The organism is Stenotrophomonas maltophilia (genome assembly GCF_006970445.1).
Classification (GTDB): domain Bacteria; phylum Pseudomonadota; class Gammaproteobacteria; order Xanthomonadales; family Xanthomonadaceae; genus Stenotrophomonas; species Stenotrophomonas maltophilia_AU.
In genome coordinates this window covers 4,307,834-4,330,317 of the sequence record NZ_CP033877.1, presented here as the reverse complement: position 1 = coordinate 4,330,317, position 22,484 = coordinate 4,307,834, and the positions used below count along the sequence as shown (strand labels likewise).

At 69.0% G+C, this 22,484-nt stretch carries 20 protein-coding genes; 6 read left to right on the top strand and 14 right to left on the bottom strand.

Annotation, left to right across the window (positions count from 1 at the left end; genetic code table 11):
• Positions 1 to 25: 25 nt before the first annotated feature.
• Positions 26 to 898: a TolB family protein gene (locus EGM71_RS19840; protein ID WP_188486624.1), complete on the bottom strand. Its 873-nt coding sequence runs from the start codon at positions 896 to 898 to the stop codon at positions 26 to 28.
• Between the two features lie 49 nt (positions 899 to 947).
• Here EGM71_RS19840 and aroE point away from each other — a divergent pair, with 49 nt between their 5' ends.
• From aroE to dinG, 3 genes are all read left to right on the top strand, one after another.
• Complete coding sequence (gene aroE, locus EGM71_RS19835) at positions 948 to 1,793, top strand: shikimate dehydrogenase (RefSeq protein ID WP_188486622.1); 846 nt, start codon at positions 948 to 950, stop codon at positions 1,791 to 1,793.
• A 3-nt stretch (positions 1,794 to 1,796) separates the two neighbouring features.
• Entirely contained in the window at positions 1,797 to 2,150 is a 354-nt protein-coding gene (locus tag EGM71_RS19830; protein ID WP_188486621.1) for a hypothetical protein, read from the top strand.
• 166 nt (positions 2,151 to 2,316) lie between these two features.
• The gene (gene dinG, locus EGM71_RS19825) at positions 2,317 to 4,419 is read left to right on the top strand and encodes an ATP-dependent DNA helicase DinG (protein WP_071228543.1); all 2,103 of its coding nucleotides are present in this window, start codon (positions 2,317 to 2,319) and stop codon (positions 4,417 to 4,419) included.
• Between the two features lie 12 nt (positions 4,420 to 4,431).
• On the opposite strand, the gene EGM71_RS19820 is transcribed toward dinG, so the two are convergent.
• The 3 genes from EGM71_RS19820 to ilvD form a co-directional block, all read right to left on the bottom strand.
• A complete protein-coding gene (locus EGM71_RS19820) occupies positions 4,432 to 5,025 on the bottom strand; it encodes a hypothetical protein (RefSeq protein WP_188486619.1) in 594 nt (197 codons plus the stop codon).
• A gap of 27 nt (positions 5,026 to 5,052) precedes the next feature.
• Positions 5,053 to 6,225 carry a DUF418 domain-containing protein gene (locus tag EGM71_RS19815; protein ID WP_188486617.1) on the bottom strand — a complete coding sequence of 391 codons (1,173 nt, stop codon included), beginning with the start codon at positions 6,223 to 6,225 and terminating at the stop codon, positions 5,053 to 5,055.
• Between the two features lie 108 nt (positions 6,226 to 6,333).
• Positions 6,334 to 8,172 carry a dihydroxy-acid dehydratase gene (gene ilvD / locus EGM71_RS19810; RefSeq protein WP_188486615.1) on the bottom strand — a complete coding sequence of 613 codons (1,839 nt, stop codon included), beginning with the start codon at positions 8,170 to 8,172 and terminating at the stop codon, positions 6,334 to 6,336.
• 484 nt (positions 8,173 to 8,656) lie between these two features.
• On the opposite strand from ilvD, the gene EGM71_RS19805 reads away from it, so the two are divergent.
• From EGM71_RS19805 to EGM71_RS19795, 3 genes are read left to right on the top strand one after another with little or no spacing between them, the layout of a single operon-like run.
• Complete coding sequence (locus EGM71_RS19805) at positions 8,657 to 9,229, top strand: DUF1190 domain-containing protein (RefSeq protein ID WP_100441825.1); 573 nt, start codon at positions 8,657 to 8,659, stop codon at positions 9,227 to 9,229.
• A 7-nt stretch (positions 9,230 to 9,236) separates the two neighbouring features.
• Positions 9,237 to 10,415, top strand: coding sequence for a glutathionylspermidine synthase family protein (locus EGM71_RS19800; protein ID WP_188486613.1), 1,179 nt, complete (start codon positions 9,237 to 9,239; stop codon positions 10,413 to 10,415).
• On the top strand, positions 10,415 to 11,074 hold the full coding sequence (locus tag EGM71_RS19795) for a hypothetical protein (protein WP_188486612.1): 660 nt from the start codon (positions 10,415 to 10,417) through the stop codon (positions 11,072 to 11,074). Before EGM71_RS19800 ends, EGM71_RS19795 begins: the two co-directional genes overlap by 1 nt.
• A gap of 768 nt (positions 11,075 to 11,842) precedes the next feature.
• Here the strand turns inward: EGM71_RS19795 and EGM71_RS19790 are convergent.
• The 10 genes from EGM71_RS19790 to baeS form a co-directional block, all read right to left on the bottom strand.
• Positions 11,843 to 13,141, bottom strand: coding sequence for a DUF58 domain-containing protein (locus EGM71_RS19790; RefSeq protein WP_188486610.1), 1,299 nt, complete (start codon positions 13,139 to 13,141; stop codon positions 11,843 to 11,845).
• Entirely contained in the window at positions 13,138 to 14,124 is a 987-nt protein-coding gene (locus tag EGM71_RS19785; RefSeq protein ID WP_012512415.1) for an AAA family ATPase, read from the bottom strand. The genes EGM71_RS19790 and EGM71_RS19785 overlap by 4 nt, the downstream gene beginning before the upstream one ends.
• On the bottom strand, positions 14,121 to 15,305 hold the full coding sequence (locus EGM71_RS19780) for a DUF4350 domain-containing protein (protein WP_188486608.1): 1,185 nt from the start codon (positions 15,303 to 15,305) through the stop codon (positions 14,121 to 14,123). Before EGM71_RS19780 ends, EGM71_RS19785 begins: the two co-directional genes overlap by 4 nt.
• Complete coding sequence (locus EGM71_RS19775) at positions 15,302 to 16,918, bottom strand: DUF4129 domain-containing protein (protein WP_188486606.1); 1,617 nt, start codon at positions 16,916 to 16,918, stop codon at positions 15,302 to 15,304. Before EGM71_RS19775 ends, EGM71_RS19780 begins: the two co-directional genes overlap by 4 nt.
• Positions 16,908 to 17,900, bottom strand: coding sequence for a stage II sporulation protein M (locus EGM71_RS19770; protein ID WP_188486604.1), 993 nt, complete (start codon positions 17,898 to 17,900; stop codon positions 16,908 to 16,910). Before EGM71_RS19770 ends, EGM71_RS19775 begins: the two co-directional genes overlap by 11 nt.
• A complete protein-coding gene (locus tag EGM71_RS19765; protein ID WP_049444195.1) occupies positions 17,897 to 18,586 on the bottom strand; it encodes an RDD family protein in 690 nt (229 codons plus the stop codon). The genes EGM71_RS19770 and EGM71_RS19765 overlap by 4 nt, the downstream gene beginning before the upstream one ends.
• Before the next feature lie 123 nt (positions 18,587 to 18,709).
• Positions 18,710 to 19,240, bottom strand: coding sequence for a gamma carbonic anhydrase family protein (locus EGM71_RS19760; protein ID WP_188486602.1), 531 nt, complete (start codon positions 19,238 to 19,240; stop codon positions 18,710 to 18,712).
• A gap of 157 nt (positions 19,241 to 19,397) precedes the next feature.
• Positions 19,398 to 20,219, bottom strand: a complete 822-nt coding sequence (locus EGM71_RS19755) for a nucleotidyltransferase domain-containing protein (RefSeq protein WP_188486600.1) — start codon at positions 20,217 to 20,219, stop codon at positions 19,398 to 19,400.
• An 83-nt stretch (positions 20,220 to 20,302) separates the two neighbouring features.
• Positions 20,303 to 20,992, bottom strand: a complete 690-nt coding sequence (locus EGM71_RS19750) for a response regulator (protein WP_188486598.1) — start codon at positions 20,990 to 20,992, stop codon at positions 20,303 to 20,305.
• Positions 20,989 to 22,392 (bottom strand): sensor histidine kinase efflux regulator BaeS, encoded by a 1,404-nt coding sequence (gene baeS, locus EGM71_RS19745; protein WP_188486596.1) that lies wholly within the window; start codon positions 22,390 to 22,392, stop codon positions 20,989 to 20,991. Before baeS ends, EGM71_RS19750 begins: the two co-directional genes overlap by 4 nt.
• Positions 22,393 to 22,484 lie beyond the last annotated feature (92 nt).

Here is a 22,484-nt window from a genome sequence, read left to right as displayed (position 1 = left end):
CACACAGGCCAACCAAGGTTGGCATCTACCGAGCGCTCGGCACGCACCCAGCCACCGCCGCCACCTTCGGCACCGCCAACCGGTACACATCCACGCCGCCGGCACGTGGTGCCTTCGCCGCGCTGCTGGCGACCACCATCTCGCCCGGCTTGGCGTTGTCGATCACCGGCGCGCCGGTCCAGCCGCCGGCCTGGTTGAACGACAGTCCCAGCGGCTGCAGCGCCACGCCGCTCCACGCACAATCGCTGCTCCAGACCTGCGCGGTACTGCCGCTGCCGCGGCTGAACACCACGGCGCCGTCATGGCCCAGCCAGTCACCGTCGGTCTCGTCGTCGGCGCTGTTCAACGCGCTCAGTGCGCTGGCCGGGCCGCGCAGGCCCTGCGCATCCAGCGTCGCCACGAACAGGTCCCAGCCGGCGCCACGGCCCTGCTGGCGGGCAAACATCAGCTGCTTGCCATCCGCGCTCAGGGCCGGCCCGCGCTCTTCCCGGCGACCGCCATCACCGGCCAGCGCCTGCGCATGGCCCAGCTGGCCGTCGGCGGCCAATGCGGCGCGGTACAGCGCCAGCGCGCCCTCGCGGCCGGCCGCGAACAGCAGCCAGCGGCCGTCACGGCTGAAGTAGGGATCGCGGGCCTCGCCAGCCACGCCCACCGGCAGCGCCTGTGCCTGCTGCCAGCGGCCATCGATCACGCGTGCCTGCCACAGGCCCCAGCCGGCCTCGCCACGGCGGGCGAAGACGATGCGCTGGCCATCGGCGCTGATCGTGGCGCGACCCTCGTCGGCGCGGGTCGAGACCACGCCCATGCCTTCGATGCCGTACTCGTTCAACGCCATCGCCACGGGGGCAGAGAGTAGACTGGCGGCGAGCACCAGCAGGGGCGGGGTGATGCGCATCATCCGGTTCCATGCACGAACAGAGCATCAGTCTAGCCAGCTTGAGGATTCCATGACCGACCGTTACGCCGTCTTCGGACACCCCGTTGCCCACTCGAAGTCGCCGCAGATCCATGCGACGTTCGGTCGCCAGGAAGGCATCGCCATCGACTACCGCGCGATCGACCTGGCCCCGGATGCGTTCCTGGCCGGCCTGGAGGCCTTCGCTGCCGAAGGCGGTGTCGGTGCCAACGTCACCCTGCCGCACAAGGAAACCGCGTTCTCGGTGTGCACCACGCTGACCGCACGGGCGCGCCGCGCCGGCTCGGTCAACACGCTGCTGCGCAAGGGCGACCGCTGGCACGGTGACACCACCGATGGCATCGGCCTGGTGCGCGACCTGACCGACCGCCACGGCCTGGACCTGCGTGGCCGTCGCGTGCTGATGATCGGTGCCGGTGGCTCGGCGCGCAGTGTCGCCCCGGCGCTGCTCGATGCCGGCATCACCGAACTGGTGGTGGTCAACCGCACGCCGGAACGTGCCGACGAACTGATCGATGCCATGGGTGAACCGGGCCGCGCGATCAGCCGCTACTGGGAAGACCTGCGCGACCTGGGCGACTTCGAGCTGATCGTCAACGCCACCTCCGCCGGCCGTGACCGCGACGTCGAGTTCAAGCTGCCGCTGTCGCTGGTCAATTCGATGACCACCGCCGTCGACCTGAACTACGGCGAGGCAGCCATCGCCTTCCTGGCCTGGGCCCGTGCGGCGCAGTGCCGCAATACCGTCGACGGCCTGGGCATGCTGGTCGAGCAGGCCGCCGAGAGCTTCCTGCAGTGGCACGGCGTGCGCCCGCAGACCGGCGAGGTCTACCAGTCGCTGCGGCAGGGTTCGGCGGTGCTGGCAGGCGAGGACTGATCGATGGACAGCACTGCCCTGATGGTGACCGTGCTGAGCATGGTCGGCGTGCGCCTGCCGGTGCTGATCGCGCTGTGCGTCGGCCTGGTCTGGGTGGTCGGTGCGCCGCGCGATGCCACCCGCACCGGCGCGCTGGTCGGCCTGCTGCTGTTGCTGCTGTCCAGCCTGGGCGGCCTGGCCGCGGGCATGCTGCCGATGTGGCTGGTCAGCAATGGCAACTTCAGCGCCATCTCGGGCATGAGCGCCATCCTGGGTGTGGTGCATTTCGCACTGGCGATGGTCGAGGCCATTGGCGTGGTCCTGCTGGTGTGGGCGCTGGTGCGCCTGCTGCGTACCCGTTCCATCCCGGCGTCCTGAGCGGTAGCGCCGGGCATGCCCGGCGTATCTCGCCCTGGAGCGGCGCGGGCTTCGGACCGTGGCCGCCGCCGAGCGTCGCCGCTGGCCCGTTCAGGGTGCCGGCAACGGTGAATGCGGCCGGCCATGCGACAATGACCGGCCTGATCCAGCCACGGTAATTCCCGGCGTGACCGAAACCGTCGCCGCTCCGCGCACGCTCGATGACACCTTGAAGGATGCAATCCGCAAGGCGTACACGACGCTGCAGGCCAATACGCCCGGATTTTCCACCCGCCGCTCGCAGAGCCAGATGATCGGCGTGGTGTCGCGCGCGCTGTCGAAAAGTGGCGGCGTCGGCGTGGTCGAGGCGCCCACCGGCGTCGGTAAGAGCCTGGGCTATCTCACCGCAGGCGTACCCATTGCGCTGGCCAGCAAGAAGAAGCTGGTGATCAGTACCGGTACCGTGGCGCTGCAGTCGCAGCTGGTCGAGCGCGATATCCCGAACTTCCTCAAGGCCACCGGCCTGGAAGCAACCGTCGCGCTGGCCAAGGGCCGTACCCGCTACCTGTGCACGCGCAATGCCGCCGAAGCGCAGGGCGAGGGCTCGCAGGGCGGCATGTTCGAGGATGACGCGCCACTGTTCGACCGGCCGCTGGCGCCGATCGAGATGGACATCGCCAAGCGCCTGACTGACGCCTTCACCGGCGGCAGCTGGGACGGCGATATCGACAACGCACCGGAGACCATCAGCCCCGGCCTGCGCAGCCGCATCACCACGCCGGCTTCGGGCTGCGCCGGGCGCCGCTGCGCCTATTCGGCGCAGTGCGCGGTGCTGCGCTCACGCAACACCGTGCGCGATGCGCAGATCGTGGTCACCAACCACGCGCTGCTGCTGTCGGCGCTGTCGATCGGCGACAGCGACAACGGCCAGCCGTTGATCGCGCCGCCGTCGGACATGCTGCTGGTGCTGGACGAAGGCCATCACATCGGCAACGTGGCGATCGACCAGGGTGCGGCCAGCCTGGCGCTGGACGAGATGGCCAAGCGCACCGGCCGCCTGCAGATCCTGATTGCCGGTGCCTACCGCGCGGTCGACAAGGATCGGCTGGGCAACCTGCTGCCGAACGAAGCGATCGAGGTCGCCAGCAACGTGGCCAAGCAGCTGCGTGCGTTCCGTGACCACGTCGAGCGGGTGTGGATGCCGGCGCCGGCGGACGAAGAGCCGATGTGGCGCGCGGCCAACGGGCGCCTGCCCGAGGCCTGGCGCGAGCCGATCGAGGCGCTGGCTGACGATACCCGCAGCCTCTACAACTGGGCGCACGCCGCCACCGCACAGGTAGCCAAGGGCAAGCCGGACGATGCCGCGCGCGAGCGCCTGCAGCGCAACCTGGGCATGGCGCTGGAGATGATCGAGCAGCAGTACAACCTGTGGCAGGCCTGGCGCCGCGAGGACAAGGACGGCGCGCCGCCGATGGCACGCTGGGTCACCGCCACCCGCGACGGCGACCTGGTGCTGCACGGCTCGCCGGTGTCGGCCGCGCACGTGCTGCGCAAGCTGCTGTGGGATGAAGTGGACTCGGTGGTGATGACCTCGGCGACGCTGACCGGCGGTGGCGACTTCCAGTCGCTGGCGATCGACAACGGTATTCCGGAAGAGGCCGAGATGGTTTCGCTGTCTTCGCCGTTCGACCTGCCCAACCAGGCCGAGCTGATCGTGCCGAAGTTCCCGGTCACGCCGGACGACCGCGAGGGCCACCCGCGTGAAGTGGCGCGCTATCTGGACACCGAACTGGACTGGGCCAAGGGTTCGATGGTGTTGTTCACCTCGCGCTGGAAGATGGAGAAGGTGGCCGGGCTGATGTCGGCCGCGCGCCGCAAGCAGGTGCTGGTGCAGGGCGAGATGTCCAAGACCCGCCTGATCGACGAGCACCTGCGGCGTGTGGCGGCAGGCGAGGGCTCGGTGCTGTTCGGCCTGAACTCGTTCGGCGAGGGCCTCGACCTGCCCGGCGAGGCCTGCACCACCGTGGTGATCACCCAGGTGCCGTTCGCGGTGCCGACCGACCCGCAGACCGCCACCCTCAGCGAGTGGTTCGAGGGGCGCGGGCTCAATGCCTTCAACCTGATCGCCATTCCGCATGCGCTGCGCACGTTGACCCAGTTTGCCGGCCGCCTGATCCGTACCTCCACCGACACCGGCCGCGTGGTCATTCTCGATTCGCGGCTGCTGACCCGCCGCTACGGCAAGCGCATCATCGACGCGCTGCCGCCGTTCAAGCGCGTGATCGGCTGACCGGGGGCCGTACTACGGTTCCGGGCACGATCCGGACGCCAGCGCGTAGGGCTGGTACATGCAGCGGATGAGGGCATCGACGATCTTCAACCGTGGCGGCCAAGGCGCCCTCTGCGCGCCATCCACGGCCTGCATCAGCGCCGACCCATCGTTGAGCCCGCTGCCCGCCGGCGGTGGCAGTGCAGCCAGTCGCGCGCGAATGCGGCGCAGTGCCGGCAGGTCGTCATCGAGAAACGCAATGGTGGCGTCGACGTACAGGTTCCATCCCTCCGGATCAGCGTTGCGGGGCCTGTAGGTCAGCCGCATCAAGGCGCTGGCGGGATCGCGCTGCCCTGCGTCGGCGCGTAGCTGCGCCTCATGCCAGGTCAGCTCGGTATGCCCGGCCGCCTTGGACTGTCGGCGGTAGGCGGCGAACAGGTCAGCGATCTCCAGCTGGCAGCCCGAGCGCTCGATCAGTGCGTCCCAGCCATCGCCAGGCCCGCGGTTGAACGCCTCGGGCGTCATCGCCTGCAGTCCGGCGTGATCGTCGAACCGGCAGTCGTCGGCCCGCGCCGGGGCGGAGGCGCCGGCCAGTGCCAGCAGCAGGACCACGCGGGAGAATTTCATGGGGGCTTCCTGCAGACCGCGCACACTCTAGCGCCGCAGCGGCAGCCATTGCCCTTCGCTGGCGCTGCGCCACAGCCATTCGACCGGCCCGAAGCGATGGCCACGCAGCCACCACGCGCTCGCCCACAGTTGCAGCGGGAACACCACCGCCGCCACCAGCAGCACTGGCCACAGCCCGTGCTGCGGGCCGATACCCAGCCCGAAGCCGGCAAACAGCGGCACGCAGATCGCGCTTTGCAGCAGGTAGTTGCTCAGTGCCATGCGCCCGGCTGGCACGAACACGCGCAGCATGCGCTCGGCCCACGGGCGCAGATAGAGCAGGGTGAAGATCGCCGCCGCAGCAATGCCCAGTGCCAGCGGCGCAACGCGATAGGACACGCGCAGCAGGTAGCCGGGCACGCCCGCCCGCAGCGCCGGCGATGCCTGTTTGAGCGCATCGGCCTGGGCATCGATCCACAGGAACACCGCCGTCAGCAGCAGGCTGCCGATGGCGATCGAGCGCAGCAGCGGCAGATGCGCCTGCGGCTGCAGCAGCAGCCCGCGACGGCCGGCCCAGTAGCCCAGCAGGAAGCGGCCGAGCACGAAGAACAGCAGCGCCCAGTTGCTCAGCTTCAGCCATGCGGCCAGCTGCAGGTTGTGCCACCACGCCTGCGCCAGCGTGCCGTGCGCCAGAGCATCGAGCGCCATGGCGTTCATCGGCGCGCGCGGTGTGAGCAGGGCGACCCATTCGCGGATCCACGGCGACAGCAGCGGTGGCAGCAACAGGGCAATGAACACCCCGCTGAACAGCAGTGCGCGATCACCCAGGTGACGGAACAACGGCAGCAGCAGGCCCACCAGCGCATACACCAGCAGGATGTCACCCCACCACAGCAGTATCGAATGCAGCAGGCCGATCACCAGCAGCACGCCCATGCGGCGCAGGTGCGCAGCCATGCTGCCCTGCGCATTGCCATCCATCTGCATCGCCACGCCCATGCCGAACAGCAGCGAGAACAGGGTGATCGCCTTCATGTCCACCAGCCATTCCATGCCGGTACGGATGGTGTGGTCGAGTGCCGCGCTGGGCAGCGCCTGCTGCGCGGCCTCGGTCATCAACGCATCGAGCGAGAAGAAGCGCAGGTTGACCAGGAATACGCCGAGCAGCGCGAACCCACGCAGGGCATCGAGGAGGGGTTGGCGCGGCGGGCGATGGGTCATGCCGCGCAGCGTACCGGATCGGTAGCGCCGGCCGCTGGCCGGCAACCTCATTGACGTGCAGACGCATTGTGCAGATGCCGGCCAGCGGCCGGCACTACCGCACGGGGATCAATCGCCGAGCAGGGCGGTGTTGCGTACGGCGCCCTTGTCGGCGCTGGTGGCGAGCAGGGCGTAGGCCTTCAACGCGCTGGTGACCTTTCGCGGGCGCGGTGCGCGTGGCTTCCAGCCGCGCGCATCGGCATCGGTGCGACGTTTGGCCAGCGCGGCCTCATCCAGCAGCAGGTCGATGCGGCGGGCGGGGATGTCGATGCGGATGCGGTCGCCGTTCTCCACCAGGCCGATGACACCGCCGCTGGCGGCTTCCGGCGAGACGTGGCCGATCGACAGGCCCGAGGTCCCCCCGGAGAAGCGGCCGTCGGTGAGCAGTGCGCACTGCTTGCCCAGGCCCTTCGACTTCAGGTAACTGGTCGGGTACAGCATTTCCTGCATGCCGGGGCCGCCCTTCGGCCCTTCGTAGCGGATCACCACTACCTCACCCGGCTGCACTTCGTCGGCGAGGATGCCGGCGACGGCGGCGTCCTGGCTTTCGTAGACGCGCGCGGGGCCCTCGAACACGTGGATCGATTCGTCCACGCCGGCGGTCTTCACCACGCAGCCATCGACGGCCAGGTTGCCGCGCAGCACGGCGAGGCCGCCTTCCAGTGAGTACGCGTGCTGCAGCGAACGGATGCAGCCCTCGGCGCGGTCCACGTCCAGTGTCGGCCAGCGCGTGGCCTGGCTGAAGGCCTCCTGGGTGGGAATACCGGCCGGGCCGGCCTTGAAGAAGGTGTGCAGGGTGTCGTTGTCACAGCGCACCACGTCCCAGCGTTCCAGCGCTTCGGCCAGGCTGGCGCTGTGCACGGTCGGCACCGTGGCATCGAGCAGGCCGGCGCGGTCCAGTTCACCGAGAATGCCGAACACGCCGCCGGCACGGTGCACGTCCTCGATGTGGTACTTCGGCGTGTTCGGCGCCACCTTGCACAGCTGCGGCACGCGCCGCGACAGCGCGTCGATGTGGGTCAGGTCAAAGTCGACCTCCGCTTCCTGTGCTGCGGCCAGCAGGTGCAGGATGGTGTTGGTGGAGCCGCCCATGGCGATGTCCAGGGTCATCGCATTGGCGAACGCGGCCTGGGTGGCGATGCCGCGCGGCAGCGCGCTGGGATCTTCGCCGCCATACCAGCGGTGGCAGAGCTCAACGATCAGGCGGCCGGCACGGCGGAACAGTGCCTCGCGGTCGGCGTGGGTGGCCAGCGTGGTGCCGTTGCCGGGCAGCGACAGGCCCAGCGCTTCGGTCAGGCAGTTCATCGAGTTGGCGGTGAACATGCCCGAGCAGGAACCGCAGGTGGGGCAGGCGCTGCGCTCGAACGCGGCAACCTTCTCATCGGAGGCGCTGTCATCGGCAGCCACCACCATCGCATCGACCAGGTCCAGCTTGTGCTCGGACAGCTTGGTCTTGCCCGCTTCCATCGGCCCGCCGGAGACGAACACCACCGGGATGTTCAGGCGCAGCGCGGCCATCAGCATGCCGGGGGTGATCTTGTCGCAGTTGCTGATGCACACCAGCGCGTCGGCGCAGTGCGCGTTGACCATGTATTCCACGGCGTCGGCGATGATCTCGCGGCTGGGCAGCGAATACAGCATGCCGTCGTGGCCCATCGCGATGCCGTCGTCCACGGCGATGGTGTTGAATTCCTTGGCGACGCCGCCGACCTGCTCGATCTCGCGCGCGACCAATTGGCCGAGGTCCTTCAGGTGCACGTGGCCGGGCACGAACTGGGTGAAGGAGTTGGCGATGGCGATGATCGGCTTGTGGAAGTCGCCGTCCTTCATGCCGGTGGCACGCCACAGGGCGCGGGCGCCGGCCATGTTGCGGCCGGCGGTGGAGGTGCGGGAACGGTATTCGGGCATGGCTGGCGGAACGGGCGGGCCGTACGACGTGGGGGTCGCCTGATCATGGCCAATTTTTTCGGTTGCTGCTGCAACCACCGGAGGTGGTCCGGCCGGGCTGCGCCCGGCACCCGCGGTAGTGCCGGCCGCTGGCCGGCAACCTCAACAGCAACAGCTGGGCTATCCGTGGGATGGCGGGGTGGGTCCGGCTGTGGGGGACGGCGCAAGTACGTCCATGTAGCCTCGGTCGCGCCATCCATGGCGCTCACGCCCCCGCAACCTGACCCACCCCGCCTTCGACAGTTTCCTGCGATCTGTCGGGGCCGGCGCTCTGCGTTGACTTTGGTAGGTGTCGACCCTGGTCGACACGGTAATCCACGCCATGCGTGGATGATGGAGATCGACGAAAATGAAAGGCCGTTCATCTTTCCCACTTTGCCGATTCCGGTTGCTGGTCCGGATTTGGCATCATTGGGGCATTGATCCGTCGACAAGGCATGAGGCCATGAAACGTTCCCGCACCACTGCGCTGCTGCTGATGAGCGCCGCGCCGCTGCTGTTCACCGCCTGCCAGAAGGAGCCGGAGGTGAAGGTGCAGGAAGGCCTGTACACCTCGGTCGAGTCCTGCACCGAGGCCACCGGCGATCCGTCGTCGTGCCGCAACGCCTTCGCCGAAGCGCAGAAGCAGGCTGCCGATGCGGCGCCGAAGTACGCCAGCAAGGAAGCCTGCGAGAAGGACTACAAGCCGGAACAGTGCGTGCAGCAGCACACCTCGGCCGGTACCTCGTTCATCGGCCCGATGATGATGGGCTTCTTCATGTCGCAGATGCTGAGCAACCGCGGCGGCCTGGCCCCGCAGGCGCCGGCGGCGTCGCCGGCCTACCAGGACAAGAGCGCCGGTTGGGCGCGCCCGGCCCCGGGCGGCAGCGGTGGCCTCAACACCGCCAGCGGCATCGGCGCAGGCAAGGCCGGCCTGGCCCCGGTCACCAGTGAACCGAACCGTGCGGTCACGGCCAGCCGTGGTGGCTTCGGCAACAGCAGCGAACGCCGCAGCACCAGCGGCAGCTACGGCGGCTGACTGACCCATGCAGCGCATCCGGATTGCCGAGCGTGCCCAGTGGCGGGCACGCGCGGAAGAGGCGGGTTTCCGCTTCCACACCATCGACGGCCAGCCGTACTGGGATGAAAGCGCGTACTACGCGTTCACCCTGCGCCAGATCGAACAGGACATCGAAGACCCCAGCGCCGAGCTGCACCAGATGGCGCTGGACCTGGTCGGTGATGTCATCGGCAGCGAACGGTTGATGGACCAGTTGGCGATTCCGTCGCACTACCGCGACTGGATCGCCGACAGCTGGCGCCAGCGCCAGCCACACCTCTATGGCCGCCTGGACCTGGCCTACGACGGCACCGGTCCGGCCAAGCTGTACGAACTGAACTACGACACGCCGACCTCGCTGTTCGAGGCCAGCTTCTTCCAGTGGCAGTGGCTGGAAGACCAGCGCAATGCCGGTCGCCTGCCGCAGCACGCCGACCAGTTCAACGCGATCCACGAGGCGCTGGTCGAGCGTTTCGGCGAGCTGGCCACGCAGTTGCCACCGCCGCTGTACTTCAGCGCGGTGGGCAGTTCCGAAGAAGACCGTGGCACCGTCGATTACCTGCGCGACTGCGCCTCGCAGGCCGGTCTGCATGGCCAGGCCATCGCCATCGAGGACATCGGTCTGTCCGAGGATGGCCGTTTCACCGCGCTGGACGACTCGGTGATCGGCACGCTGTTCAAGCTGTATCCGCTGGAAGACCTGATGGCCGAAGAGTTCGGCCGCGCGCTGCCCGGTTCGGGCGTGCAGCTGCTGGAACCGGCCTGGAAGGCGGTGCTGAGCAACAAGGGCATCCTGCCGCTGCTGTGGCAGCGCAACGTGGGTCATCCGAACCTGCTGGAAGCGCACTTCGACGACGGCAGCACGCTGGCGTCGGGCTGGGTGCGCAAGCCGCTGTTCTCGCGCGAAGGTGCCAACATCGAGATGCACCTGGCCGATGGCAGTACCCAGCGCAGCGACGGTCCCTACGATGGCCCGGCGATCATCCAGCGCGCCCATCCGCTGACCCACTTCGAAGGCGGCTATCCGCTGATCGGCAGCTGGGTGGTGGGCGACCGCGCCTGCGGCATCGGCATCCGCGAGGACGACAGCGCGATCACCCGCGACAGTGCGCGCTTCGTGCCGCACGCGATCGTTGATGAGGCGCCGACGCGGATCTACGTCTGATGACGGTGCGGCGCAATCGCGACCTGCGGCCTGCGCCGCTGCCGGGTCGGCATCTGGATGACGGCCACGCCCTGTGGCGCTATGCCGACCGTATCGCGGTGCGTTGCCACCGCTGCGATACCCCCGGCTGGGTGGTGGGTACGTCGGAATCGCGACGCTTCCGCTGCCTGGGCTGCAGCGAAGCACTGAACGGAGGCTGCGGCTGCAGTCGTTGTGGCCCGGGTGACTGGGTGGGACCGGTGCGCTACGGCGGCTACCGGCCTTGCGGCTACTGCGGCCACAAGTGGGTAAGCGCTGAAGTGCATCGTGCACGTGCGACGCCGCCACTGCGGACGCTGGCGGCGGACTGCAGTCAGTGCGGACGTAGCAGCGAGGTGGAGGTCACGCTGTCGCGATGGCGTGGCAATGAGGCGATCGACCCGCATTTCGGCCTGCCGCTGCGGTTGGTCGAAAAGACGGCGGCGGGCGTGCTGTGGGCCTACAACGAGGCCCATCTGCAGGCACTGCACGATTATGCCGCCGCGCCTCTGCGCGAGCGCGCGGGCGTCACCAATGGCTCCATGTTCTCGCGCCTGCCGCAGTGGATGAAGCTGGCCCGCAACCGGGTGCTGCTGCAGCGAGCGGTGGAGCGGCTGCAGCGGCGATTGCTGCAGGGGTGATGCGGGCCTTGGTCGGCGCTGTGGGTTTCGTGCCAACCAAGGTTGGCACCTACCCGGGCGATGTGCCGGCTGCTGCATGGGTAGTGCCGGCCGCTGGCCGGCAGCCGTTGCTGGTAGATGCTTGATCGGCGCTGTGGGTTCCGTGCCACCCAAGGTTGGCACCCACCAGAGCGATGCAGCGGTTGTTGCAGGGGTAGTGCCGGCCGCTGGCCGGCAGCCGTTGTTGGTAGATGCCGACCTTGGTCGGCGCTGTGGGTTCCGTGCCACCCAAGGTTGGCACCCACCAGAGCGATGCGTCGGCTGTTGCAGGGGTAGTGCCGGCCGCTGGCCGGCAGCCGGTGCTGGTAGATGCCGACCTTGGTCGGCGCTGTGGATTCCGTGCCAACCAAGGTTGGCACCCACCAGAGCGATGCGCCGATTGCCGCAGGGGTAGTGCCGGCCGCTGGCCGGCAGCCGTTGTTGGTAGATGCCGACCTTGGTCGGCGCTGTGGGTTCCGTGCCACCCAAGGTTGGCACCCACCAGAGCGATGCGCCGATTGCCGCAGGGGTAGTGCCGGCCGCTGGCCGGCAGCCGGTGCTGGTAGATGCCGACCTTGGTCGGCGCTGTGGGTTCCGTGCCACCCAAGGTTGGCACCCACCAGAGAGATGTGCCGGCTGTTGCATGGGTAGTGCCGGCCGCTGGCCGGCAGCCGTTGTTGGTAGATGCTTGATCGGCGCTGTGGGTTCCGTGCCACCCAAGGTTGGCACCCACCAGAGCGATCGTTGGTATCAGAGCAGACCTTCGCGCTTCACCGCCAGGTAGCGCTCTACCAGCGCGCCCGGCAGGGCATCGGCGGTCACGTCGAGCACCATCACCTTCTCGCTGCGCAGCGCTTCATGCGCCTTCGCGCGCTGCTGCAGGTACAGCGCTGCGGCACCGGCCTGGGTGGCGTCCTCCAGCGTCTGCACCTCACCCTCCAGTGCGCCGTCCAGCTCGCGCTCGCGCAGGCTGGCCACGCACACCAGGTGGCGCCGCTGCAGCAGGCGCACCGCCGCCAGCAGGTCTTCGATGTCCTCGTCGCGCACGTTGCTGACCAGCATCACCAGCGCACGCCGGCGCTGGCGCAGCGACACTTCTGTGGCGGCGGCCAGGTAATCGGTGGCCACCGCGCGCGGCTGCAGGTCGTAGCTGGCGCGCAGCAGGTGCTCGACGGTGCCCATGCCGCGCTGCGGCGCCACCCAGCGGCGTTCACCACCAGCAGCGAACAGGCCGGCGGCATCGCCCTGGCGCAGCGCCAGGTAGGCCACCACCAGCGAGGCGTTCAATGCGTGGTCGAAGTGCGAGAGTCCGCCTTCGCTGGCCAGCATGCGCCGGCCACTGTCGAGCATCAGCAGCAGCTGCTGGTTCTTCTCGTCCTGGTATTCGCGCGAGATCAGCTTGCGCGCACGCGCGGTGGCCTTCCAGTCGAGTTGGCGCAGGCTGTCGCCGATGCGGTACTCGCGCATCTGGTGGAAGTCGGTGCCTTCACCACGGCGGCGCTTCACGTGCGCACCAACCAGCCGCGAGGCCTGGTCGGCACTGAACAACGCAAAGCGGGTGAGCGGCACGAAGTTCGGATAGACCCGCACGTCCAGCGCGGGCGGCAGCGTGCGTTGCTGCCACCACAGGCGCCACGGCGAGCGCATGCGCAGGTGCACGCCCTCGAAGCGGAAGTGCCCACGCTGCAGCGGCTGCAGGTGATAGTGCAGGGTGGCAGCGGTGCCCGCCTGCAGGCGCACGCGCTGCGGCAGCGCTTCCAGCGGCCAGCCGCCGGGCACCAGGTCGAACACCTCTACGCTCATCGACGCGTCTGCCTGCAACCGCAGCGCCGCCTCGCGGCGCACGCCCAGCGCCAGCGCTTCGGGTAGTTCGCGCTGTACATGCGGCGACGGGCGCCGCGACTGCCGCCACAGATCCATCAGCGCCGGCACGGCAATCGCCAGCGCCGCGAGCGCCCAGCTCCAGCGCGGCAGCAACCCACCCAGCACCAGGCCGCCCAGGGCAGCCCAGGCCAGCAGCAGCGCCAGCAGCAGCGGGGCCGGCCTCATCGGCGCGGTGCTTCCACCTTGGCCAGCAGCGCGCCCAGTACATCGTCGGCGTCCTGGCCTTCGATCTGCAGTTCCGGGGCCAGCGCGATGCGGTGGCGCAGCGCGGGGCGCGCGATGTCGCGCACATCGTCCGGAGTGACGAAGTCGCGGCCGGCCAGCACCGCCTGCGCGCGCGAGGCACGCACCAGCGCGATGCTGCCGCGCGGGCCAGCGCCGACCGCGATGCCCGGCCACTGGCGGGTCGCCGCGACGATGCGCACTGCGTAGTCGATCACTTCGTCATCGACGGTGATCGCCGCGGTCGCGCGCTGCAGTTCCAGCAGCTCGCCAGCCCCCAGTACACGTGGCACCTGGCTCAGGTCGAAATCGCTGGCGGCACGGCCACTGGTGATCGCGGTCACCATGCGCTTCTCGTCCTCCAGCTGCGGGTAGTCGATCAGCACCTTCAGCAGGAAACGATCCAGCTGTGCTTCCGGCAACGGGTAGGTGCCTTCCTGCTCCAGCGGGTTCTGCGTGGCCAGCGCCATGAACGGCGGTGCCAGGGTGAAGGCCTTGCCTTCGATGGTCACCTGGCCTTCCTGCATCACTTCCAGCAGTGCCGACTGGGTCTTGGCCGGCGCACGATTGATCTCGTCGGCCAGCAGCAGGTTGGTGAACACCGGGCCGCGGCGGATCTTGAAGCTCTCGCTCTTCGGGTCGTACACCGCGTGGCCACTGACGTCGCTGGGCATCAGGTCGGGGGTGAACTGCACGCGGCCGTAATCCAGTTCCAGGGCCTGTGCCAGCGCACGCACCAGCAGGGTCTTGCCCAGACCGGGCACGCCCTCGATCAGCACGTGGCCACCGGCCAACAGCGCCACCAGGATCTGGTCCAGCACTTCGGCCTGGCCGATGAAGGCGTGGCCGATGGCATCGCGGATGGCATCGACGCGTTCAATCAGGCGGGCATTGGCGGCCGCCGGCAGCTCGGGGACTTCGGTCATAGCAGGGATCTCATCTGGAGCAGCAAGCGGATGCGCTCGCGCAGGGCGGAGGAATCGTGCGGCGGAGGTGGCGTGAGCACGCTGGCAACGCGGCCTTGCGGCCACTTCAGCAGTTCGGCGATGGCCTGTTCGCGCGGTGCGCCCTCCAGTGCGGCGGCCACCGGTGCGCGCAGGCGCAGGCGATGCAGGAACAGGGCGAGCACGGCGTCGTACAGGCGCGCGCCGTGTCCGAAACGCAGCAGCAGCTCGCCGCTGGCACGTACGTGTTCCAGCAGCGAGCGACGCTCCAGCACCGGCGACGGCAGGCGGCTGCCGAAGCGTTGCGAACGGCCCCACAGCCAGCCCAGCAGCGCCAGCAGCAGCGGCGCCCACACCGGCCAGCCCTGGTAGAACAGGCGCGCCCACAGCGACGGCGGGCGGCTGGCGTAGACCAGCCAGAAAACGCCCTTTCCGTAGTTCGGATCGAGCAGGTAACGGGTCAGGTCGCGGTGCGAGAGATCGTGCAGGCCGTCGCTGGCCTTGCCCGCAGCCGACGCCAGGCGTGCCGCCGGCGAGTCCACCTCGCCGCGCATGAATTCCATGTCGGCCAGCACGCTCACCCTGCCCTGGCCATGGCGCAGTCGCGCGAACACCAGGTTGCGCTCGTTGCCCCAGCGTCGTTCGGCCTGCGCGCTGGCGGCAAAGCCCAGCGTGAAGCGACGGCCGCCGCAGAATTCCACATGGCTGGGATCGTCGATGACGTGGAACGGCTGGCAGTCGCTTTGCTGGTACAGGCTGTCCACGCCCAGCTGGTCCAGCAGCGGCCCCTGCGTGCTGCTGGCGTCGTCCTCGGCCGGTGGCGGCGTGCGCACCAGCAGATGGCCACCGCCGCCGACCCAGTCCAGCAGGGCCCTGGCCGCCGGCGCCGGCAGTTCGCTGCTGTCCTGCAGCAGCACCACCGTATCGTGCGGGCCCAGCGCCATCTGCTGCAGGTCCAATCGGGGCCGCGAGTGCACGTCGATGCCATCGGCACGCAGGGCCTGGCCGAGCACGTACAGCGGGTTGTAGCCCGCTTCGCCCTGCGGCGGCAGCTGCACGGTCTCGGTCACGCGTTCGTGCGTGCGCAGGTAAAGGATCGTCAGCGGTACGCCGAACAGCACCAGCCCACCCAGCAGCAGCGACCAGAACAGGCGCGGGCTCATGCCAGCCACCTGTACTGCTGGCGCAGGGTATCGGCCAATGCATCGAAATCGGCGCGGCTGGGCAGGCGGCCACCGTAGGCGGCGTACTGCCACATGCGCACGATGCGCGCGAACAGGTCACGGTCGGTGGCATCGGGCATACGCCGCGAGGCGCGCAGGCATTGCGCTTCGGTGGCACCGGGCGGAAGCGCGATACCACTGCGTTCGCCCACCGTGCGCACGCTGGCGCGGTACAGCAGGGCCAGCGCCTGCCGCGGCCGGCCCTGATCCCACAGCAGGCCGGCCTGGGTGGCCACGTCCGGCGGCAGCACCACCGGCAGCTCCACCTGTTCCTCCACCACCTGCGGTGCAGCGTCGGCCTTGCGCCGGCCACTGCCGCGCAGCCACGGCAGCCACAGCCGTGCGGTCAACAGCAGCACCAGCAGCAGGACGCCCAGCAGGCCCCACAGGCCCCACTCGGCCAGGCGCGCCAACCAGGCGATGCCGGCCTTGCGGTTGCTGCGCTCGCCCTTGTTGCTGCTGTCGCCCTGCGGCGACGTGTCTTCCTTCTTCTTTTCCTCGGCCTGTTCGATCGGCTTCCAGCGCGTGACCTGGCGGGTCGGGCGCTGCAGCGGGTCTTCATAGGCGCGGTTCACCGCCTGGCGGAAACCGGCGGTGTCCACTGGCGCCGCACCGAAGATCATGGCCGGTGCATTGGCCGGATCGTTCGCCGCGGTGGCGGGTTCCTCCGCGCTGTCTTCGTCCTCGTCGGCATCGTCTGCCTGCTCCGCGACCGTCTGCGCGTCCTGCGCATGCACCGGCATGGACACCAGCGGCAGTGCCAGGCACAGCAGCAGGGCCAGTGTCGACGCCGCCGGCAGCAGCCGCTCGCGCAGGCGGCGCAGGGCGATCTCCACGTCCCAGGCTTCCATCTGGGTGCGCCGGTTCAAGTACAGGCCGAAGCCGGCGCCGACGTAGAACGGCCCGATCAGCACCGACGCCAGCCAGCACGCCAGGTTGAAGCCCAGCCGCGCCCATGCAGGCGTGTCCTGGCCGATCATGTCCCATGCGGCCCGCCACGATTCGGACATCAGCTCCAGTGGCATGAACATGAACACCGCGCCGATTGCGCCGGACACCAGCACCGCTTCAAAGGCCATGCAGGCCACGGTCAGCACGACAGCGGCGCCCGCGGCACCGGCGACCACGGCGCGGCGGCGTGCGCCGCGCTGGGCCGGCGCATTGCCTTCCAGCAGGTTCACCGGCAGGCACAGGCTGCGCAGCACGCTGAAACGGCGCCAGCCCAGATAGCCCCAGAATCCGCTGTTGCCCCAGCTGCGTTGCGCGCGCAGCGCCGCCAGCGTACCGACCGGCTCGCCGAAGATGCCGCGCGACAGCACGTACAGCGGCGCTCGTTCGAACAGCGGCTTGCACCACCACATCGCCAGCCAGGCCCAGCCGAACGCATCCAGCCACCAGCCCAGCGCGTTGAAGATCACGAACAGCGGTGCGCTGGCCAGCAGCCAGCTGCCCCATACCGCACGTGCGTGGCGGCGCGACAGGGCGCTGCCCAGCTCCATCGCTTCCCAGCCACTGCGTGCGCGCAGCACCACGTCCAGGCGGTCAATTCGCATTGCCGCCTCTGCGTCCGCCGCGCCACAGCCACAGCAGCACACCGGCCCACAGCACGCCGGCCACGCTGAACTTGCCCCACGCCGGCACTTCGGCAATCGACGACCAGAAGGCCTCGATGAAGGCGGCCACCAGCAGCATGAACGCCACGCCCAGGCACAGGCGGGCACCGATGCGGCCGCCCTCGACCAGCGCATCCAGGCGGCTGCGCCGGCCGGGTGCCAGTAGTTTCATGCCCAGCTGCAGGCCGGCACCGCCGGCGATCACGATCGCGGTCAACTCGAAGGCGCCATGGCCGACCACGAAGCGCCAGAACGGGCTACCGTGGCCGATGTGCTGCAGGTGGCCGGCCACCGCACCGATGGTCACGCCGTTGAACAGCAGTACCAGCAGCGTGCCCAGGCCGGCCAGCAGGCCGCTGGCGAAGGTACGCAGGGCGATGCTGATGTTGTTCATGACGTAGTGGCCGAACATCATCCAATCGGTGCCGCTGTCGCGCCCGAGGCGCTCGGCGGCCGGATCGTACATGCGCTCCATCTCGGCGATCTGGCGGTTGTCCATCACCATGTGGATCAGGTCCGGGAAGACCTGCACCAGCACGAAGCAGGCCACCGCCGGCAGCGCGAACATCGCCAGCGCCACCCACATGCTGCGCGCCTGGCTGCGCACCAGCAGCGGGAAGTCGGCCACCAGGAATTCCAGTGCACCGCGCCAGCGCGTCGGCGGCGTGCGGTACAGCACGCTGTGGCCCTGCTGCATCAACTGCTGCAGGCGCTGAACCAGCTGCGGGCTGTAGCCGCGCTCGCGGGCCAGCGCCAGTTGCTGGCACAGGCGCCGGTAGCGCTGCGGGAAGGCGGTATCGTCCAGCGCCAGCGCGCTGGCCTTGCGCCGCGTGCGGCGTGAAGCACCGGCGCGCAGCAGCAGCCAGTGTTCCAGGTCCTGCCATTCCTGCTGGTAGCGGGCGACGAACTGCTCCTGCTTCATCGTCGCCCCAGCAGCCAGTTGGCCATGGCATACAGGCGCAGCACGCCGATCTGGCCGTGGGTGCCGGTCAGCGGTTCGGCAATGCCGGCCAGTTCCTGCTGGCGCGCCGCCGACAAGCGCGGCGCGCGCTCGGCGAAGGCCATCAGCGCCGCCTGTTCTTCCGGCCGCAGCGGTTGCGGCGGGGCCAGCACGCTGTCGATGGTGGACGGAGGCGGCAGGTACAGCGCAGGCGCGTGCACCACCACGGTGCCAGCCACCAGGTCACCCAGGCGGCGGCCATGCGGGTCGAACAGACTGCTGATCAGGCCCAATGCATAGCCGAACGGCAGCATGTCCACGGTGCGCAGCAGGTTGCGGGTGATCGACGCCATCCAGCCCACCGGTGCGCCATCGCGCGACAGTACGCGCAGGCCCAGTGCGCGCTTGCCCAGGGTACGGCCCCACAATGCCTCGCAGACGATCGGGTAGGCCCAGTAGACCAGGAACATCAGCACCAGGTAGAGGCCGGAGCCGAACTTGTCCAGCAATGCCAGCGGGATCGACATCATCACCAGCACCGCGATGCGCACGCCCAGATCCACCAGCCAGGCCATCGCCCGTGGCACCGGGCCGGCCGCCGGCAACTGCAGCGGCACACCCTCCGGCGTCACCACCTCGCGGTAGGTATCGAGCATCGGTGCGGCCATCAGTGCGATGGCCTTCGTTGTGGGCGGCGGAGTCCTCTCCGGCAGGCAGCCACAGGCATGGGGGTCTCGACAGGTCCTGGTCGGGCCCAGACTTTAGCAGAGCCGCATGGCGGCGTTGGCCGTTCAGCCCAGGTATTCGTCCTTCAGCCGCACGTAGTGGTCGGCCGAGTAGTGCAGCGACTCGATCTCCTTGTCGCTCAACGTGCGCGCCGGGCGCGCCGGGTTGCCCACCCACAGCTCGCCTTCGCCGACCACCTTGCCCGGGCCGACCACCGCACCGGCACCGACGAAGCCATGGCGTTCCACACGGGCGCCATCGAGGATGCAGGCGCCCATGCCGATCAGGCTGTAATCACCGATGGTGCAGGCGTGGATGATGCAGCCGTGACCGACCGTCACGCCTTCGCCGATCAGGGTCGGGTAGCCGGCCTTGTTGTACGGGCTGTGGTGGCTGACGTGGATGATGGTGCCGTCCTGCACATTGGTACGCGCACCGATGCGCACGTAGTTGACGTCGCCGCGGATGATCGTGCCCGGCCACACCGACACGTCCTCGGCCAGTTCCACGTCACCGATCACGGTGCAGGCCGGATCGATGTACACGCGCTCGCCGAGGACGGGCATCTTGTCGCGGAAGGGGCGCAGCGGGTTCATCGGTGTCTCCGGAAATCAGGGCGTTCACCGCGATGATACGCGCGTGGTCCCCACGCCGCGTGGTAGTGCCGGCCGCTGGCCGGCAACCTCATGGGCGCATCTGGATTTCTGCGGTTGCCGGCCAGCGGCCGGCACTACCAGGCGCAGCTGCGGCTCTTCATGCCGGTGCGTGCTCGGCCAGCATCCGCCGGAACAGCACGTCCAGCCAGGCGCTGTCGCCCTGTCCGGCCGGGAGCTGCGGAGCCTGCGCTGCGCGAACAGCCATCGCATGGTCGATGTACTCGCTGATGAGCGCGATGCGCGGGCGGGCGCTGACCTCGGCGCTGGCGCGCTTGACCACCAGCAATGCGTCGATGGCGTGGCGCACCGGGCCGTCCGGCAACAACCGGTCCAGCAGATCCTCGAAGGCCATCGGCGGCGGCGTGGGCTCGCTCTCGATCCACTGGCAGGCAAGCAGGGCGCGCAGCACATACAGGTACTTCTTGGTGCTGATGGTGGGCTCACCCAGATGGCGGCTGTGCGTGGTCCTGGCCATGCTCATGTAGTGCCACCAGCTGCCCAGCGGCGAATAGAACCCCTTCGCCGCTTCCCACAGCTGCGCCACCGCAGCGTCCTCCTGCCGGTACACGATCGGCGAGCGCAGCCACTCGATCAGTGTCGGATTGGATTTTGAAACCAGGCGCAATGCCTTGCGCAGGTCCCAGCCGCTGACATCGAGCTCATCGTCGATCGGCAGCTCGATCACATCGCGCTGGGCATCGCCCGGGCCGGTGCTCTCGTTGACGCTGAGATACCACGGCTGGCGATGCACGTAGATGAAGCGTGCATCGTAGTCGCTGTCCGGCGAAGAGAAGCCCCAGCCACGGCTGCCGGATTCGCAGGCCAGCAGCACACGCACATCGTGGCGCTGTTCGATGTCGGCGAGGCTGGAAAGAATGGCGGCGCGCTTGTCCGGCGCGATCGGGTGGATGTCGTCCATGCAGTTGTGTTCGTAATGTCGAGCGTGCTCGACTGTAACGCAGGTGCGCACGGGTCGTGCCGGCCAGCGGCCGGCACGGCCCGCTACGGTTCGTAGCTGTAGCCCATCCCGTATACCGAACGGATCGGCTCGCCTTCCATGCCGGCGTCGGCCAGCTTGCGGCGCAGGTTGCGCACGTGGCTGTCGACGGTACGGTCGACCACCACGCGATGGTCCAGATAGAGGCGGTCGAGCAGCTCATCGCGCGCCCAGATCCGGCCTGGCGTGGCCAGCAGGGTGCGCAGCAGGCGGTACTCCACCGGCGTCAGGTCCAGGCCCTTGCCGTTCCAGGTGGCGCGTGCCGCCGGTTCGTCGATGTGCAGCCCGCTGTTGGCGCGTGCAGCGGGGTCCGGGCGGTAGCGGCGCAGTACCGCCAGCACCCGCGCGACCACTTCGCGCGGGCTGAACGGCTTGCAGATGTAGTCGTCGGCACCGATGTCCAGGCCCAGCAGGCGGTCGATCTCTTCCACTCGTGCGGTGACCATGATCACCGGTACGTCGCTGCCGGCGCGCAGTTCGCGGCACAGGTCCACGCCGTCGCGCTGCGGCAGCATCAGGTCCAGCAGCACCAGGTCGGGCTGGTAGCGCGCGAACGCGTCGATCACCTGGCCGCCATCGTCCACCCATTCGCTGGTCATGCCGGCGGCGGCCAGGTAGTCACGCAGGACCGACGCCAGGCGTGGCTCGTCCTCGACGATCAGGATCTTCGCGGACGTGGCGGGGGACGCGCTCATGCAGACTCCGGCAGGGTGATGACCACGCGCAGCCCGCCCAGCGGCGAGGGCTCGGCATGGATGTGGCCGCGGTGGGCGAGGATGATGTTGTGGCTGATGGCCAGGCCCAGCCCGCTGCCGCCGCTGGCCCGGTTGCGCGAGCTCTCCACCCGGTAGAAGCGCTCGAACAGCAGTGCGCACTTGTCGGCCGGAACGCCCGGCGCGGTGTCTTCCACGATCAGCTGCACGCCGGCCGGTACGCGCGCGGCCTGCACACGTACGTGGCCGCCGGCATGGGTATAGCGCAGCGCATTTTCCAGCAGGTTGGCCAGGACCTGCTGCAGGCGTCGCTCGTCACCGGATACCTGCAGCGGTGTGGCGGGCAGGTCTTCTTCCAGTGCCAGCCCCGCAGTGTTGAAGCGCACGCGCATGCCATTGAGCTCGCTGCGTAGCAGCGCTACCAGGTCCAGCGGGGCGAAGCGGTAGGCCAAGCCACCGGACTGGGTCATCGACAGATCGTGCAGGTCGTCGACCAGCTTGCCCAGCTGGCGGATCTCGCTCTGCAGCGCACCGAGGTTGGCGCGGTCCAGCGGGCGGATGCCGTCCTCGATCGCCTCCAGCTCGGCGCGCACCACCGCCAGCGGCGTGCGCAGTTCGTGCGAGATGTCGGCGATGAAGGCGCGGCGGTTGCGCTCGGTGTCATCAAGCGCCTGCGCCATCCGGTTGAAGTCGTTGACCAGTGCATCCAGCTCGTCATCGCTGGTGCGCTCGATGCGGGTGGCGTAGTCGCCGGCAGCGAGCCGGTGGGTGGCCGCGGCCAGCTTGGCCAGGCGCTGGCGCAGCGCGCGTGACACCAGCCAGGCCAGCAACACCGTCACCAGCAGCAGCGAGATGCCGATCACCCACCATGCGCGCATCTGGGTGTTGTAGAAATTCAGGTCGTTGGTGGCGATGACGGTCTGGAACGGCACCATGCCCAGCCAGCCGACGGTGCGCCCATCCAGCTGTACCGGATGCGGCTCGTCATCGCTGGTGGCATCGGGGTTGCCGGCCACGAATCGATGCTGCGCATCGAACAGGCCCAGCCGGGAAGGAACGCCGGTCTGGTCGGACAGCGGTGGTACCGGTCCTTCGTGCCCATGGGCCAGATCCGGGCGCAGCAGTCGCGCCCAGCGGTCGCTGTCACCGCGCAGATGCTCCCAGCCGCCGTGCGCGCTGTACTCGCGCTGCAGGTGTGGCATCAGGCGCTGCATGCGCAGATCGCCCTGATCGTTGAGGTAGTCCAGGAAGCCGGTCTGGAACGCCACGCGGCTGGCAATGCCGTTCACTGCCAGCACCAGCAGGCAGGCGGTGAAGATCGCGAGGAAGGTCTTCGCGGTCAGGCCGAATTTGAGTCGAATCTTCGCCATCGCGGGGGCCATTAGCGGCGCATGCGGCGCCGAAAGCAAGCGCCAGCTGAGCCGGTCGCACAATCTCCATATTCTCTGCACAGTTCCACGGCAGCGTGCACGGG